The organism is Labilibaculum sp., assembly GCF_963664555.1.
In the GTDB taxonomy this organism is placed as follows: Bacteria; Bacteroidota; Bacteroidia; order Bacteroidales; family Marinifilaceae; genus Labilibaculum.
In genome coordinates, this window is the sequence record NZ_OY761461.1 from 1,488,043 (window position 1) to 1,505,722 (window position 17,680).

Annotated in this window: 8 protein-coding genes; 7 read left to right on the forward strand and 1 reads right to left on the reverse strand. The window is 37.0% G+C overall.

The window, feature by feature from the left end:
• Positions 1–15 precede the first annotated feature (15 nt).
• The 5 genes from ACKU4N_RS06045 (at position 16) to ACKU4N_RS06065 (ending at position 9,184) form a co-directional block, all read left to right on the forward strand.
• Entirely contained in the window at positions 16–3,015 is a 3,000-nt protein-coding gene (locus ACKU4N_RS06045) for a SusC/RagA family TonB-linked outer membrane protein (protein ID WP_321321593.1), read from the forward strand.
• Between the two features lie 10 nt (positions 3,016–3,025).
• Positions 3,026–4,642 carry a RagB/SusD family nutrient uptake outer membrane protein gene (locus tag ACKU4N_RS06050; protein ID WP_321321594.1) on the forward strand — a complete coding sequence of 539 codons (1,617 nt, stop codon included), beginning with the start codon at positions 3,026–3,028 and terminating at the stop codon, positions 4,640–4,642.
• A 157-nt stretch (positions 4,643–4,799) separates the two neighbouring features.
• The gene (locus tag ACKU4N_RS06055) at positions 4,800–5,996 is read left to right on the forward strand and encodes a glycoside hydrolase family 27 protein (protein ID WP_321321596.1); all 1,197 of its coding nucleotides are present in this window, start codon (positions 4,800–4,802) and stop codon (positions 5,994–5,996) included.
• Between the two features lie 15 nt (positions 5,997–6,011).
• Positions 6,012–6,836 carry a hypothetical protein gene (locus ACKU4N_RS06060; protein WP_321321598.1) on the forward strand — a complete coding sequence of 275 codons (825 nt, stop codon included), beginning with the start codon at positions 6,012–6,014 and terminating at the stop codon, positions 6,834–6,836.
• 80 nt (positions 6,837–6,916) lie between these two features.
• On the forward strand, positions 6,917–9,184 hold the full coding sequence (locus ACKU4N_RS06065) for a S9 family peptidase (protein WP_321321600.1): 2,268 nt from the start codon (positions 6,917–6,919) through the stop codon (positions 9,182–9,184).
• Between the two features lie 185 nt (positions 9,185–9,369).
• Here the strand turns inward: ACKU4N_RS06065 and ACKU4N_RS06070 are convergent, their stop codons facing one another.
• Positions 9,370–13,410 carry a two-component regulator propeller domain-containing protein gene (locus ACKU4N_RS06070; RefSeq protein ID WP_321321604.1) on the reverse strand — a complete coding sequence of 1,347 codons (4,041 nt, stop codon included), beginning with the start codon at positions 13,408–13,410 and terminating at the stop codon, positions 9,370–9,372.
• A gap of 328 nt (positions 13,411–13,738) precedes the next feature.
• On the opposite strand from ACKU4N_RS06070, the gene ACKU4N_RS06075 reads away from it, so the two are divergent.
• On the forward strand, positions 13,739–14,944 hold the full coding sequence (locus ACKU4N_RS06075) for a glycoside hydrolase family 53 protein (RefSeq protein WP_321321607.1): 1,206 nt from the start codon (positions 13,739–13,741) through the stop codon (positions 14,942–14,944).
• Positions 14,945–14,973: 29 nt separating this feature from the next.
• Positions 14,974–17,361, forward strand: a complete 2,388-nt coding sequence (locus ACKU4N_RS06080) for a glycoside hydrolase family 2 protein (RefSeq protein WP_321321609.1) — start codon at positions 14,974–14,976, stop codon at positions 17,359–17,361.
• Positions 17,362–17,680: the final 319 nt, after the last annotated feature.

The following is a 17,680-nucleotide window of genomic DNA, read 5'->3' on the forward strand; positions in this document are numbered from 1 at the left end:
CCAAAAATAACATTTATGAAAAAAATTGTCATTCCCCCTCAACAGCTTGGTAATAGAAATAGCTGTTTAAGGTTTTTACTCGTTTTAGTGATTTTTTTGTGTTTGTCGGGGCAGGTTTTTTCCCAAAAACTGGCTCAAGGTTCTGTCGTCGATGATTCTGGAGTTCCATTACCAGGTGTTTCTGTATTTATTGATGGAACAACTGTTGGTACAGTGTCTGATATCGATGGTAAATTTATGATTCAGGCATCTGTTGGCGATGTAATTCATTTCTCTTTTATTGGATTTAAAGATCAGAAGGTTGAGTATACAGATCAGGTATTGAGCATTGTTATGAGTCCGGATGTTTTTGGACTGGATGAAGTTGTTGCAATTGGTTATGGGAGTGTTAAAAAGGGTGATGTTACCAGTGCAATTGCGTCTGTCAAGTCTGAAGACTTTATTAAAGGAGCAGTAAAGGATGCAGCTCAATTGATTCAAGGAAAAGTAGCAGGACTTACAATTGCAACTCCTTCCGGAGATCCAACTGAAGGCGCGGCAATCATGTTGCGTGGAAATTCGTCTTTGCTTGGAAGTTCAGCTCCTTTGGTATTGGTTGATGGTGTTCCGGGAAGCCTTGAATCTGTTGCTCCGGAAGATATTGAATCTATCGATGTATTAAAAGATGGATCGGCTTCGGCAATATATGGTACCCGGGGAACAAATGGAGTTATCATTATTGCAACAAAAAGAAGCACTAAAGGTATGGAACCTACCATTTCCTACGATGGTTATGTCTCAATTGCATCTATCAGCCGGAAGCTCGATTTCATGAATGCTGAAGAACTAAGAGAAAAATGGAATGAAGGTTATTCGTTCACAGGAGCCAATTTGGCTGATTACGGAGCCAATACAGATTGGTTGGATGAAATAACCAGAAAAGCAGTTAGTCATGTGCATAATATCGTATTTAGAGGTGGATCCAAGAACACAAGTTTAACAGCCTCAATTAATTACAAAAATAATCAAGGTGTTTTTATTAGAACAGATAATGAAAAATATACTGGTCGTATTGATGTTAGCCACAGCATGTTTGATGGTAAATTAACTGCAGATATTGGGACTATAATAAGCGAACAAAATTACTGGACTGGTGGAGATGGATATAGTTTTAATAAATACGTTTACAGGCAGGCATTAATTCGAAACCCGACCGAACCAGTTAAAAATGAAAATGGCAGTTGGTACGAGCGCGATGTTTATTTTTACGATAATCCTGTTGCATACCTGAAAGAATCTGATGGTGAAAATAAGTATCGTAATGTGAGATTTAAGGCCAGTTTAACCTACAATCCTTTTGAAGGACTTAGCGTTAAAGGAATGTACACCAGAAAAAGCAATTCAAATATTCGCGGATATTATGAAACTAAAAATCATGTGTCAACGACTAAATATGGGTCAGAAGGTTTTGCTTCCCGTGGTACCGAAAATTATTTGGGTAACTATACAGAGTTAACTGTAAACTATAAAAAAGTTGTGGCAGAAGATCATAGTTTCTCTATTTTGGCTGGTTATAATTATGAAGATAACATGACGGAAGGATTTTGGGCAAACAACAAATACTTTCCAACAGATGGGTATACCTATAATAACCTGGAAATCGGAAGTGGTTTGACCAAGGGAGAAGCGGGTATGGATAGTTATAAATACTCCGATAAACTGATTGCCTTCTTTTCGCGTGTAAGTTATTCTTTTGCAAATAAGTATTTATTAATGGCAAGTCTTCGTAGAGAAGGTTCTTCTAAGTTTGGGAAAGACCATAAATGGGGAAATTTCCCAGGAGTTTCTTTAGGTTGGAGAATGTCCGAAGAGGATTTTGTCAAAGAAATTTCTTGGATTGATAACTTAAAATTGCGTGCCGGTTTTGGTGTTACCGGTACTAATGTAGCCGATTCATATAACTCTTTAAGTAGTTTAAATTATAGTGATTATTTCTATTCAAATAAAGAGTGGGTGCGGAAGCTGGTTCCTGCAAGAAATGATAATCCTGATTTACGCTGGGAGAAAAAAGAGGAAATGAATGTAGGACTCGATTTTGGATTATTAAATGGTAGAGTTAGCGGAGCTTTTGATTTTTATAACAGAAAAACCAAAGATGCTTTATGGAATTACGACGTTCCAACACCACCATACCTTTATGGCAGCATCATGACAAATGTGGGAGAAATTAAAAATCAAGGTTTTGAAGCTTTGATTAATGTGACTCCTATTAAAACACCAAACTTTGAGTGGAAAGCTAATATGACCTTTTCAACCAACAAAAATGAATTGGTTTCTTTATCAAATGACAAGTTTAAAACCACAAATGATTTTTTCTATCCTGAAGATGGTTATACCGGCGAGCCTATTCAAACAACAACTCATATTGTTAAAATAGGGGGCGAAATAGGAAATTTCTATGGATTAAAGAGTGTCGATATCTCAGACGATGGCATTTGGATAATAGAAAAACCTAATGGTGAAAGAATTTCAGCAACAGAATCATCAACAGATGATCGTCAGGTATTGGGGAATGGAATTCCAAAATACTACGCCAGCTGGAACAATAGCTTTCGATACAAAAACTTCGATCTGAACATCAACATGAGGGGAGCATTTTCTTATCAAATTTTAAATTTTTCTCGGATGTTTTATGAAAATCCAAAGATTGCATACAACACCTTAAATTCTGCTTATGATAAAGTTTATGGAAAAGCTGTATTGAATGATGATCAGCGTTATGTGAGTTATTATGTTGAGAATGGTGATTATTGGAAAATTGATAACATTACCTTGGGCTACACCGTAAATCTTAAAAATAAAGATGTTTTCAAAAATCTAAGGGTTTACGTATCGGGACTGAATTTACACACTTTTACGGGTTATAAAGGGATAGATCCTGAGGTGAAACAAACAGGTTTAGCTCCGGGTAACGATGATCGGGACAAATATCCTACTACAAGAACATTTACATTTGGTGTTAACGTAACCTTTTAAACTTGGAATCATGAAATTAATATATAAAAAAGAACGTATATATGTAAAGCCGGCATTTACTGGTTTTATTTTATTGCTTGCAATTTTGTTTGGAGGCTGTGTCAAATTGGATGAGGAAGTTTATTCTGAAGTATTGGAAGAAACTTTTACGGCAACGGAAGCTGATGTAACAGCATTAATTGCCTCTGGTTATACCCCGCTTCGTTATATTATGGGATGGCAGGGGTTATTCGATCTTCAAGAAGAACCAGGAGATATAATGATAACTCCAACCAGACCGAATGGATGGGATGATGGTGGAACCTATAAGCGGATGCATTTTCACACATGGGATAATGAACAATGGCAATGCCGAAATACATGGCTGACCTGTTATGAGGCTATAAATAATGTGAATCGGGTGATGTCTCAAATTCAAAGTGGATCACTTCCAATTGAAGAAGAGCAAGCAGTAAAAGTATTAGCAGAGCTGCGTGCATTGCGTGCTTTGTGGTATTCAATTCTTTGTGACACTCATGGAAACGTTCCGCTTGTTATTGCCTATAATGATGAGTTGCCGGTACAGTCGACAAGAGCAGATGTTTATAAATTTATTGTTGATGAGTTAACCAATGTAGACGTTATTGAAAATTTAACCGAAGTAGTTGATCAGACAACATATGGACGTATCACGAAATGGGCTGCTTATCAGTTATTGGCAAGGATGTATCTAAATGCAGAAGTGTATAGTGGCACTGCAGAATGGGAGAAATGTATTCTTGCTTGTAACAAAGTGATTTCTTGTGAAAAATATGATCTTGAATCAAATTATAAGGATATTTTTAAAGTTGATAATGAAGATTCTGATGAGATTGTTTTTGCCGTTCCTTATGACAATAAAAATGGAACTGGTTGGAACGCCCACATGAAACAGTTGTTGCCTGCGCATCGTGATGTTTTTAATATGACAGCACAACCATGGGGTGGCTCAAGTGCAAATCCTCAGTTTATCAATAGTTATGATTCAAATGACAAACGATTTGATGCAACATGGTTACATGGTGATCAGCTCAATGCGACTGATGGGAGTGTTGTAATGACTTTGGTCAACAAAATGCCTGGTATTTATGGATGCGAATTTGAGGAAGGTTATCGTGTTTGCAAATATGAAATTGAAGCTGGATGTAAAAGTAACATGAGTAATGATTTGCCTTATTTTAGATACGCAGATGTATTACTTATGAAAGCAGAATGCTTACTTCGCACAGGAAAAAGTGATGAAGCGGCAGTTTTGGTTAGTGATGTGAGAACACGTGATTTTGATGACATTGAAGACGCTAAGGTAACCGGAGCTGAATTGTTGGGAAATACAACCATTCAATATGGAACATTGGCCGAAGATGGAACAATCGATTCTCCTGGAGATCAGTCTGCTGTATTGTATGGTCGGTTTTTAGATGAATTAGGTTGGGAGTTTGCGGCTGAATTCAGACGTAGAACAGATATGATTCGATTTGGTGTATACCAAACAAAAAGCTGGTACAATCATGAACCTCAAGGGGCACATACGATCCTTTTTCCAATTGGATTGGAAGAACTGAATACCAATTCAAATTTGGTTCAAAATCCTGGGTATACCGGAGGTTAATAATTTTTAGAATATAATACATATCGCAAAAGCATTTTAAAGTTCTTTCGAGCATAGAATGTTTTTGCGATTTTCTTGTAAGTTGGTTTATAATCTTTTTTACTTAGGGGATTCATCTGTAAATAAATAATTTCATCGGACTGAAAAGATATTGAAAATGATAAGAAAGTATTTTTTAATTTTGATTGTTTTTCAGGTATTTCAAGGATACAGTCAAAAATTTGAAGACTTAGCGCTTACGCCTCCAATGGGATGGAACAGCTGGAATAAATTTGGCTGTAATGTAAGCGAAAGTCTGATTATGGAAATGGCTGATGCAATGGCCGAAAGCGGAATGCGGAATGCTGGTTACGAGTATTTAGTAATTGATGATTGCTGGCAGGTGGGCCGCGATAGTCTTGGAAATATTATTGCCGATCCGGAACGGTTCCCATCAGGAATGAAAGTACTTGTTGATTATGTGCATAGCAAAGACTTAAAATTTGGCATTTACTCCTGTGCTGGTTCAATGACCTGTCAGTCTCGTCCGGGAAGCCGTGGATATCAGTTTCAGGATGCCCGTACTTATGCATCGTGGGGCGTAGATTATTTGAAATACGACTGGTGTTTCGATGAGGGACAAAAAGCTGAAGCTGCTTACAAAACAATGAGTGATGCTCTTAAAACCAGTGGAAGACCGATTGTCTTTTCGATTTGTGAATGGGGCGAAAGTGAGCCTTGGAAGTGGGGAAAAGGAATTGGGCATTTGTGGAGAACTACGGCCGATATTCGGGATTGTTATCAATGTACTTTTGATTGGGGCGGTCTTGGTATACTCGACATCATTGATAAACAAGCTGATTTATTTGAATTTGCAGGTCCCGGACATTGGAATGATCCTGATATGCTGGAAGTGGGAAATGGAGGTATGACAGCAGATGAAAATAAAACTCATTTTTCGATGTGGGCCATGTTAGCCGCACCATTGATGGCAGGAAACGATTTGCGAAATTTGGATAAGGCAACAGCTGAAATTCTCATGAATGAGGAGGTAATTGCAATTGATCAGGATTCAGATGGGCACCAGGCCAGAAAATTTATGGACATGGGCGAATATGAAATCTGGGCAAAACCGCTTGCTGAAGGAGAAGTGGCTGTATGTTTTTTAAACCGAACAAATGAACCCTGGAAATTGAATTACGACTGGAAAAAACAGACGATGTATTTTGCAAAAGATGTTAGTATTCATCGAAATGTATACAAGGTAAAAGATTTGTGGGAGCATAAAATCATCGGGAAAACAGATGAAAACCTTGTTAAAGAAATTCCTCCTCATGGAAGCTTGTTGGTTCGCTTGTCGAAGTTAAATAAATAATAAAAAACATTATAAATGAAAAAAATTCTTATTCTAATCGCAGTTTTGATGCCTTTGTATGTGGCATCTGCAAAAATTAAAAAAACGGATCAGTCAGAGCAAAAAATATTTACAATTACATCTCCGCCTTCCGATTTTAAATTCAATTCATTCTATAAAAAGTATGTTAATGTGAATGGAATTCATATCATGAGCTCCAATAAAGTTCCTGATTCAGCTTTTTATGTGGCTTGTAATATTGTCGATTTTATGACTAAAAGTTTGCCTGGTAAAGTCTTGACGCAAATGGTAAAAGAAAATGCCCGACTTGCAATTATGGCTCGCTACGAAGGAACAACAGATATTCCGGAACATGCACATTTGGCTCAGGACACTACATTGAATTGGGATCTTAGAGCCCGGGGACTTGGCGGCGATATGGAATTGCCGTTAACATCTTGTGCTGAAGAGAACCTGCTTGCTTATCAGATTGATAAATACCATGCTGAGGATATTTTGATTCATGAATTTGCACATGCAATTCATTTGATTGGAATTGCACCAATTGATCCGACATTTAATAATCTGCTGCAGGAAAAATTGGATAATGCCATTGCTAAAGGGAAATACAAAAAAATGTATGCTGCTACCAATATATATGAATATTGGGCCGAAGGAGTTCAGAACTGGTTTAATATAAATGCCGAAGTTAAGGTGCCTGATGGGAAACACAACTGGGTGAACACCCGGGAAGATATGAAAAAATACGATCCGGATTTGTATGAAATTGTTGCGCGGTATTTTCCTGAGTTCGAAAAAAGTCCGTCCCGCCATTCTACGGTTAATTTATATCGGGAATAATTGGAAAAAATTGCAGTAAATTAGGTGTTCCCGGCATCAAATAAAATAGCAACCAGTATCTAAATACTAATAGTAAATACATGAAAATACAAACTATATCGATTATTATGTTTTTACTTCTTGGTGCAGGAAATATATTTGCACAAGGAGATTTGAAAGACTATCAGGAAGCAGAAAAATGGCTTTATAATAATTCACGGAGTAAGATATACAATACGGGAATTCAACCCAACTGGATTGGTAAGGGAGATTCATTATGGTATTCAACCAAAACAAGAAAAGGGAAAGAGTACTTTTTGGTGAACGTGAAACAGAAACAAAAAATGCCTTTGTTTGATCATGCGAAATTGGCAGAAAAAGTTACTGAGTTTTTGCATAAAGAATACAAAGCGTATGATTTAAAATTAACAGGACTTAGTTTAAAAGGGAGAGATACATTAAAGTTTACTGCAGACACTTCTTGTTTTACAATCAATTTGAGAAACTATCAATTAAAACCGGCAACGAATCCCGAAAAAAGAAATACAACTGAGTTGCCTGCTCCAAACAACAAACAAATTGCTTTTATTAAGGATTATAATATCTATCTGAAAGATAAAGATGGTAGTAATATTGTTCCCTTAAGTACAGATGGGTGCGAAACACTTAGTTACGGCAATTCCATTCCATGGGAATTTGTTCGAAATGAAAGCAAAAAGCAAGATGTAGAATACGGAATAAGTGCGTATTGGTCTCCTGATTCAAAATATCTTATTTGCAGCAAGTTTAACCGTAAAGAAGCTCAAAATTTATATATGTATCACAGTGCTCCTGAAAAAGGCTTGCGGGGCGAAGTATATTCTTACGAACGCGCCCTGGCAGGAGATACATGTCTTGCTAAAACTTCGTATGTTATTTTTAATATCGAATCGGGTAAGCAAATAGAATGTGACCTTCCGGAATATGCAAGCTTTTTAGAAGGTGGCTTTGAATGGAAATCTGATACACATGCTTATATTATTCGTTACCAAAGAGGGTATCAAACAAGGGAATTAATCGATGTAAATGTTGAGACAGGGAAAACCAGAACTGTGATTTCTGAAACCGCCGATACCTATGTGGATGTAAATATGCTTTTGTACCGGATCAATAGAACCAGTAACAATATTATTTGGTCATCGGAGAAAGAAGGCTGGAACCAGTTGTATCTGTACGACTATGAAACCGGCAGGCAAATAAATAAAATCACCAAGGGGGATTACGTGGTTCGTGAAATCTGTAAGGTGGATGATAAAAAGGGGAAAATATATTTCACTGCCTGTGGAATAGAAAAAGGTGATCCATATTACACATATCTTTATTCAATTAATCTTGATGGTTCAGGATTGAAATTGCTAAGTCCTGAAAATGCAACCCATACCTGTTCAATAAGTCCGAATGGTAAATATGTTTTCGATGATTATTCGCGTGTTGATTTGCCCAATCATTTTTTAATTCGAAATGCAAAAAACGGAAATAAAGTTTTGGATATTGCACAGCTTGATATTGACGATATTCTTGCAATGGGATGGAAAGCTCCGGAGATGTATACCGTAAAAGCGAGAGATAACAAAACAGACATTTATGGAGTGATTTATCGTCCTTTTAAGATGGATTCTACAAAAAGGTATCCGATAATAGATGGTACTTATTCCGGTCCGCAAACAATTCGTACACCTAAATCATTTACTTCGGCATTGTACAGTATGGATGTGTCATTGGCACAAATAGGTTTTATTGTAATGACTGTTGATGGTTTGGGCTCTGCTTACCGTTCTAAAAAATTTCATGATTTCTCTTATAAAAACCTTGGCGATATAGGTGCTCCTGATCATATCAAAGCGATCAGGGAAATGGCGGTTAAATATCCATATATCGATATCGAGAATGTTGGAATCTATGGTCATTCGGCCGGAGGATACGATGCCGCTCATGCTTTATTGACTCATCCGGATTTTTACAAGGTTGGTGTTTCTTCGGCAGGGAATCACGATCATAGAATTGCCAAAGCATGGTGGCCCGAATTGTACATGGGATTTCCCGCAGGGAAACATTACGACGAGCAATCCAATTTGTCTTTAGCTGACCAACTGCAAGGCAAATTAATGTTGGCGCATGGAAACATGGACAACAATGTAAATGCGGCTTCATCTATGCGAATGGCAGATGCTTTAATAAAAGCCAATAAAGATTTTGAATTGCTGTTGATTCCGGAATGTGATCACAGCAGTCTTTACTACAATAAGTATTTTATTCGGAAACGCTGGGATTATTTCGTGAAGAATTTGTGGCACAAAGAAGCTCCTGATTGTTACGAGATAAAAAAATAAATCTTGAAAGCATAAGAAATTTAGATTCAGTATTTTTCAGTTATATGGCACCCGCAGCTTTTTCAGTAAAGTAGCGGGTGTTTTATTTAAAATAAATAAAAACCTTTGGTTGGCATGCTTATTTAAAAAGCAGGAAGGAAATAACTTTCCCGGATTCAGGCTGAAAAAAAGGTCAATTGTTTGGTTTATTCCAATTTTCCATATTCACTGGGGGAAACACCAAAAATACTTTTAAAGCTTTTTGAAAAACCGGAGAGACTGTTGAATCCAACACTATACATGATTTCGGTAATGTTACCTTCGTTGTTTTTGATCATTTGGGCTGCCTTTTGAAGCCTGTAGTTTTTTAATATGTCTTTGGTTGATTGATTGGTAATGGCTTTTAGTTTGCGGTATAAATGCGTTGAGCTAAGGTTCATTTTTGAGCTGATCATTTCAACGGATAAATCAGGATTGCTGATGTTCTCGGAGATAAATTCCATCACCTTTTTCAAAAATTGTTCATCCTGATTTCTGTCTGGATTATTTTCTTCCAATGGATTAATCAGCAGTTCCTTTTTTATAAAATCATGCAATTGTTCTTTTCTGCTTACAATATTGTTGATGCAGGCTTTTAAGTAATTGATGTCGAATGGTTTTGTGATATACATGTTGGCACCCACTTCAATTCCTTCTGTTTTTTGTATATCCAGAGTTTTTGCTGTCAGCAGGATGATGGGAATCTGCTTTGTTGAGGTGTTTTGTTTTATTTTTTTACACATTTCAATACCATCCATTACAGGCATCATAATATCAGAAATAATTATTTCAGGCTTTACTTCTACAGTCAAATCAAAACCCTTACTTCCATTACTGGCTTTATGGATGCAGTAATCAGTTTCCAGATTCATTTCAATGTAATCAAGAATATCAGGATTATCATCAACAATTAAAATATGCTTTAGATCTTTGTTCGGTGGCAGTTGTTTCAGAATTGCAGTTTGGCTGCCTGTATTAGTTTGTTGGGGTTGTTCTGCTGTAATCAGCTCTCCCTCTTCAAGCGGAAAAGTAAATGTAAACGTGCTTCCCAATCCAGTTTTACTTTTTACGCATATATTTCCCTGATGCAAACCGGCATATTGTTTCGCCATGGACAAACCAATTCCGGTTCCTTGTTGGTCGGTTGGGTTGTTTTCTGATTGGTAAAAGTTGTCAAAAATTTTACTTATATCGTCAGCAGGGATACCAGATCCGGTATCCGATACCGATATTTTTATTTTGTTCCGATTCTCATCGTTCACAATATCAACCGACATTTCAATGCTTCCTTCGGGGGGAGTATGTTTGAATGCATTGATTAGCAAATTGAATAGAATGGCCTCAATTTTTTCCTTATCAAGAATTACATTGACTGGTGCAATACCACAGGTTAATGTGTAATTTACCTCGTTGCGTGAGGCCATATCTTTAAAAGAATCAAATATCTCCTCGCAGAAACTTGTTAATTCTATGTGTCTTTTTAATAAGGGGATGGTTTGACTTTCCAATTTTCTGAAATCTAGAATTTGGTTGATGAGTGTCAACAAACGTTTTGAATTTTTCTCAGCTAATTTCAGCATTTCAAGGTTTTTCCCTTGCAGAGCACCTGATTTTAGAACCTGTTGAATGGGTGGTGTTATCAAACTTAAGGGAGTTCGGAATTCATGAGATATGTTTGTGAAAAATTGTTGTTTTGTATTCAGGATCTCTTCCGAGTGATTTTTTTCCAGATTGGCGATGCGCAATTGGTTGTTCAATTTTTGTCTTTTGGCGTATAGTTTAAAAATAGAATAAACTACTGTTATGCACAGCAACAGGTACAAAACGATAAAAGGATTGCTTAACCATAAAGGAGGTTGAATTACAACAGCTAATTTGGTAGTTGTTTTACTTTGAATTCCGGCATAATTGATGGCTTCAACTTCTAAATTGTAATTTCCCGGTTTTAGGTTTGAATAGGCAGCAAAGTTAACGTTTTGAGTGCTGTGCCAGTCTGTATCCAAGTTGTTGAGACGGTATCGGAAATGGCTCTTTTGGGGCAGCCAATAGTTTAATGTCGAGAAAAAAAATGTCAGAGAATTGTTTGAATATGTTAGACTTATTTTATCAGTATAGGCAATGTCTTTTTCTAATAATTTTGAATGATTGCGCGACGTAATCAGATCATTATTAACTTTTATAGCAGAAATAACGGATTTTGGACAGGCCGGTTGAAAATCTTCTGTATTCGTATTTGCTTCAACGTAACCGTTGTCGCCTCCAAAATATACCTTGCCAGACGTAGAGATTGCACTGCATTGAGAATAGAAATTTTTTAAAGGGTAATGCGGATTCAGAGGCATGGATATTATTGCTCCGGTACGAACTTCATATTTGATTACAGCAGTCAATCCTGCCATCCAAATATTGTTTTCCTGATCTGTTTCAATACTAATTGGGTCACCAATCACAGGGTTGTTTAACGGATAGCTGACGATGCTTTCTAATTTAGGTGTGTAATGAATCAATTGATTCTCTGTCGCCATCCAAATCGATTCATCTTTTGAGGCGTTCATGCAGGAAACAGATTGATTATTAATGAATTTGTTGATTTCACGAACAGGCTCAGTTGCTAGGGTCTTGTTATTGATTGTCCATAATTTGTTTGCCTTGCTGTAGTATATGTTTTCATTGCAGGCATAAATAAAATCAGGAGCAGAATCTTCCACCTTTGTAAAATGAATCGACTCAAGGGTTTGCATGTTACCGGTTAGTTTAAAAATACCGCCTTCCCAGGCATTCACCCATACCGAACCATCTTTGCTGATGGCAAAAGAGCTGATGTAATTTGAGGTTAAACCATTGCTTTTGTTTGCACTGATCGATTTCATCACCTGCAGCTTTGGATTCCAAACGTTAATTCCTCCTGCTGTCCCAATCCATATGCAGCCATAAGGGTCTTCGGCTAAGGCATAGGCATTATCAAGTAATAATTTTTTATTGTCTTTGGCGTCAGCCGTAAAATAAGTTTTTTTATTGGTGTGTGGATCGCGGATAATTACACCGTGAATGGTTGCCATATACATGGTTTCATCTTCTGTCACAAGAATGTCTCTGATCTGATTTCCAGCCTTTTGATTGTTTACAGAATAGAATTCTTCATGAAGTTTGAAAAATGGATTTTCTTTATTGATTAAGCTTATGCCATTGGAGGTTAGGAACCATAATGTATTGCTGCTGTCACGAAAAATATCCCACACAACGTTGTTGGTAATGCTATGATTGATAATTGGATTGTGGAAGTAAGTGTTGATGCATTTCAGATTCATGTCGAAAATTGACAAACCGAAATCTGTTCCAAGCCATAATTTATCCTCATCTGTATAGATACATTTAACAACTTCGTTACTGATGCTGGTATTTGAGCTGTTATACAATTGGTGTTTAAAACTGTTTGTGTTAAACACAGCGAGTCCTGTTTCCGTACCAACATAAAGAATTGAGTCGTTTGTTTCCGAAAAGGGACAAATATCCAATATCAGATTATTTTTTAAGTAAGGTTTGTAATCTCCTTTTAAATTAAACGATTCAAATTTCCCGTTTTTAAAGCGGTTTAGTTTATTATAGGTTCCAATCCATAAGGAACCGTCTTTGGTTTCATAAAAGCATCGTATGGTAGAGTGGCTTAATTCACTATTTGTATCATTAAAAAAATCAAACTTATTTAGTTCTTTGCTGTAAGCTAAAAGCCCATTTGAAGTTCCAATCCAAATTTTGTTATCCATCGATTTGTAAAGACAGCGAATGGTAACGTCGGGTCCCAGATTCACTCTGCTTATTTCTAATGTTTTGGTATTTATTTTGCACAAACCTTTCCAGGTTCCGACCCATAGGGTATCGCCGTCTATTAGTAAGGAACTAATATTGTTCGTAGGCAGGGAATTTGGAGAGCCATCATTTTTAAATACAATAGTTGTATAGCCATCGTACCTGCACACCCCATTTGCTGTTCCGATCCAAATAAATTCCTTTTGATCCTGAACTACCGAACTTGTGATGTTTGACGGGAGTCCGTCTTCCTGTCTTAAATTACTAAAATACAATGAGGGTACTTCAATGGCATAAGCCGGTGTAAATTGGAGCACGTAAAAGAATACAGCTATTAGTTTTAACAGCATATGCTGTACCAGTGTTTTAGGCTCTTTTTTATCTGGAATATTATTTGCCATTTGTACTGATCAAAAATTAAATACCACGAATGCTTTCAGCAAATTAACTTTTGTAATAAATCGTTTGGATACAAGTTAATCGTAAATATATTGAAATTTTACTAAGAATGGCTATCGTGTATGATACCTGCAAGTTTTGGTAAGAAATGGACTAATTGTAAAAGTTTTTATCAAATAATTGACTTGGATGACTTTAGGTCTTTTGTGCAAAAAGTAAGATTTGAACAACGATTGGTACGTCTTAACAAAGTGTAGGGTTAAATACTTGTTTACTTTTATTGCAGCAATTTATAAAGGTAATTTCAAAAGTTTAAGATATCATATGAGCATGAAAGTAATAAAGCAAAGCTTTGCACTCTTTTTAATTCTACTTATTAACCAATCTTGTGTTAGCAAGGGTGGAAATAAGGAAAGTAAAGATTCTGATTTGGCAGTAAAATCTGTAAGCGGGTTTGTAATGGGAGTAGATCTTTCCTATGTAAATCAAATTGAAGATTTTGATGGGGTATATAAAGAGGATGGGAAGCAGAAAGATGTTTATTCGATATTTAAAGAACATGGAGCCAATATGGTGAGACTCAGGATTTGGAATAATCCGGATTGGATTTATGGAGTTTATAATGAAAACAGCTCATTGTATAGTGGTTTTGCTGATGTGAAAAAATCCATCCGCAGAGCGAAAGCACAAGGCATGGCTGTTAATCTTGATTTCCATTATTCCGACACATGGGCAGATCCCGGACATCAGACGGTACCTAAGGCCTGGGAGAATATCACGGACATCAATGTGCTTTCGGATTCTGTTTACCAATATACTTATTCGGTTTTGAACGAGTTGTACAAAGAGAATTTGCTGCCGGAAATGGTACAGATAGGCAATGAAACCAATTGTGGATTAATGCATACTGATACGAATGAGAATTTCCCAAAACTATCCATTTGTGATGATAATTGGACTAGTTTGGGAAAGGTATTAAATGCAGGAATACAGGCAGTAAGAGATATTGATGCTAAAACAGGAAAGTCAACCATTATTGCTCTTCATGTAGCTGATCCAAAAAATCTGGATTTTTGGTACAAAGGAATTATTAATAAAGCAGGTGTTACCGGTTTTGATGTGGCCGGGTTTTCATACTATCCACACTGGCATACTGAGGTTTCTTTTTCGGACTTACCCAATGTGGTTAAAAATTTACGTGCCGATATCAATAAGGATGTGATGATTCTTGAAACAGCTTATCCATATACTCTTGAAGATAATGATAGCTACACCAATATTTTTGGTGCAGAAAGTGCTGTGGAAGGATATCCAATCAGTGTGGAAGGGCAACGTTCGTTCCTGATCGATTTGACGAAAAACATGATGGATGCCGGAGCAAAAGGTGTTATGTATTGGGAGCCGGCGTGGATTTCTTCTAATATGAAAGATCTTTGGGGAAAGGGTTCTGCATGGGATAATGCAACGTTTTTCGATTCTTCGGGGAATCTTACAAAAGGAATTGATTATATGTCGTATGACAACAAAAAGAAATAGGTAACAGTATCGGATAAGATTTGAAGGTGATGATTAGATTTATGTTGAAAATAGTATTTGTGTTGGTTCTTTGTGTGGGACTTTTGTCGTGCAGACAGAACCATAAGGGAGAGTATGTGAATGGAAGAAATTCGTTTAATAAGGGATGGGAGTTTGTTAAAGATGTAAAGGTGCCAATTGATGAATTGATGATCCGTAAAGACAAGGATTTTTCATGGGAAAAAGTTTCTTTACCTCATACTGCAAATATAGAACCTTTGGTTATTAAAGGAGATCAGTGGCAGGGAACTTGTTTTTACCGCAAATATTTTTCGCTGTCCAAAGATTTATCCGGCAAACATCTGGCTTTGTATTTTGAAGGAGCCATGCAGGTTGCGGAGGTATTTATGAATGGGGAGTTGCTTTATACCAACTTGGGCGGTTATCTTCCTTTTTATGTGGACATTACAAAAAATGTTGAGTTTGGAGTTGAAAATTGTCTGCTTGTGAAATTGAATAATGAAGACAATCCTTTAGTGCCACCGGGAAAATCATTAAAAGTTCTCGACTTCAATACCTATAGCGGAATTTATCGAAATGTTTGGTTGGAGGTGAAAAATCCTTTGCACATTTCAAATGAGGTGGAGGTTGATCACATTGCTGCAGGAGGTGTATTTGTAACTTATAGTAATGTTGGTGAAGACTCGGCTAAGGTTCATGTTCAGGTGGATATGAAAAACGATTTAGCCACCGAAAAGGAAGTGGAAGTTCAGTTGGAATTAATTGATGAGGGTGAAGCTGCAATAGTGAGTTCCTCTCAAAAACAAGTGCTAAAAGCTAATTCTACAGCAAAAGTAAACACGGATATAGAAGTGAAGCAACCAAAACTTTGGTCGCCTGATTCTCCGTTTCTTTATACTCTCAGAATTAAAGTATTATTGAAGGGAGAGGAGTTGGAGACCAAGGATGTAAAAATAGGAATCAGAACATTTAGCATTACTGCACAAGAGGGATTTACAATAAATGGAAGGCCTTTGTATTTAAGAGGAACCAATCGTCATCAGGAATATCCATATGTTGGATATGCTATTTCTGATAATGCCAATTACAGAGATGCCTGGAAAATTAAAATGGCAGGTTTTAATATTGTCCGCTTGTCGCATTATCCGCAAAGTCAGGCATTTTTAAATGCCTGCGACGAATTGGGAATATTGGTAATGGATGCTATTCCAGGCTGGCAGTTTTTCGGGAATGAGGAGTTTCAGAAAAATGCAATTCAAGATATACGTAAAATGGTTCGGGTTGATCGTAATCATCCTTCTGTGGTTTTGTGGGAATCTTCATTAAATGAATCGGCAATGAGTCAGGATTTTATGGAGAAGTCGCACGAAGCAGTTCATGAAGAATTTCCGGGAACTGATGTTTATACCTGTGGTTGGAAAGATTTTGCTTACGATGTTTTTAATCCTGCACGCCAACACGCTAAGCCTCCATATTACTGGAATAAGTATGAAAAGGACAAGCCATTTTTTATTGCTGAATATGGCGATTGGGAATATTATGCTCAAAATGCCGGTTTCAATCAAAAAGCCTTTCAGGATTTGTCTGATGAGGAGCGTAATTCCCGGCAGTTAAGAAGTGCCGGTCAAAAAAGATTGGCGCAGCAAGCCTTGAATTATCAAGAGGCTCACAACAGTAATCTTCAAGGGAAAGCGATAGGTGATGCCAACTGGTTGATGTTTGATTACAACCGTGGCTATGCGCCGGATCTGGAATCTTCTGGAATCATGGATATTTTTCGTCTGCCTAAATTCGCCTATTATTTTTACAAAAGTCAGACAAATATTGGAGAGCCAGAATTGAAACAATTTACTGAACCAATGGTCGAAATTGCTAATTATTACAATGATCCATCCTTTTTAGATGTGAAGGTTTACAGCAATTGCGAGGAAGTGGAGCTGTTGGTAAATGGCAAAAGTGCAGGAAAACAAAAACCCGATCAGGATAAAAACAGCACCCGCTTAAATCATCCTCCGTTTACTTTTCGATTGACCTCATTTACACCAGGAGAGTTGGTGGCAAAAGGATATGTGGATGGCAAAGTAGTATCAGAAGCAGTTCAGAAAACACCAGGCGGGCCCGCAGCTCTAAAATTATGGATGGATGAGAGTGGTAAAAAATTGGAAAGTGCATGTAACGATCTTGTGTTTGTATATGCTTCCGTTGTCGATAAAGAAGGCAATAGACTTCCTTTGGCGGAAAATAGTATCCAATTTATGATTGATGGAGAAGCAGAGATTATTGGAGCAAATCCTGTTAATGCCGAAGCCGGAATAGCAACTGTTTTGGTAAAGGCCGGAGAATTACCGGGTAGTATCAAAGTAACTGCTGTGTCGGATGGTTTACAGGATGGAACTCTGGAGGTATGTGTGGAATAGTAATGTTTTGTTAAGCATCGCAGAGGAAGGCATGCAATCCTTCTGCGGTGTTTCAAATGATAAAATAGTAATTCTTAAAATCAAAATCTATGAAAAATCAGGAATTTAAGATATGCAGAACAGCATATCCCTAAAGCTGCCCCAATGGTAAACCGGCAAATGGAAAAACAGGAAACCGGGAATTCCATTTTAAGGTTTGTCTTACTAAAATGATTTTACGGGAAGGATTTTTTTATAGCAATATAAAAGAGCTTATCATCTTGTTTGTCATTGATTCATTAGTCGGATTTTGCTGAGAAAATAAGATTTTCAGGGAATC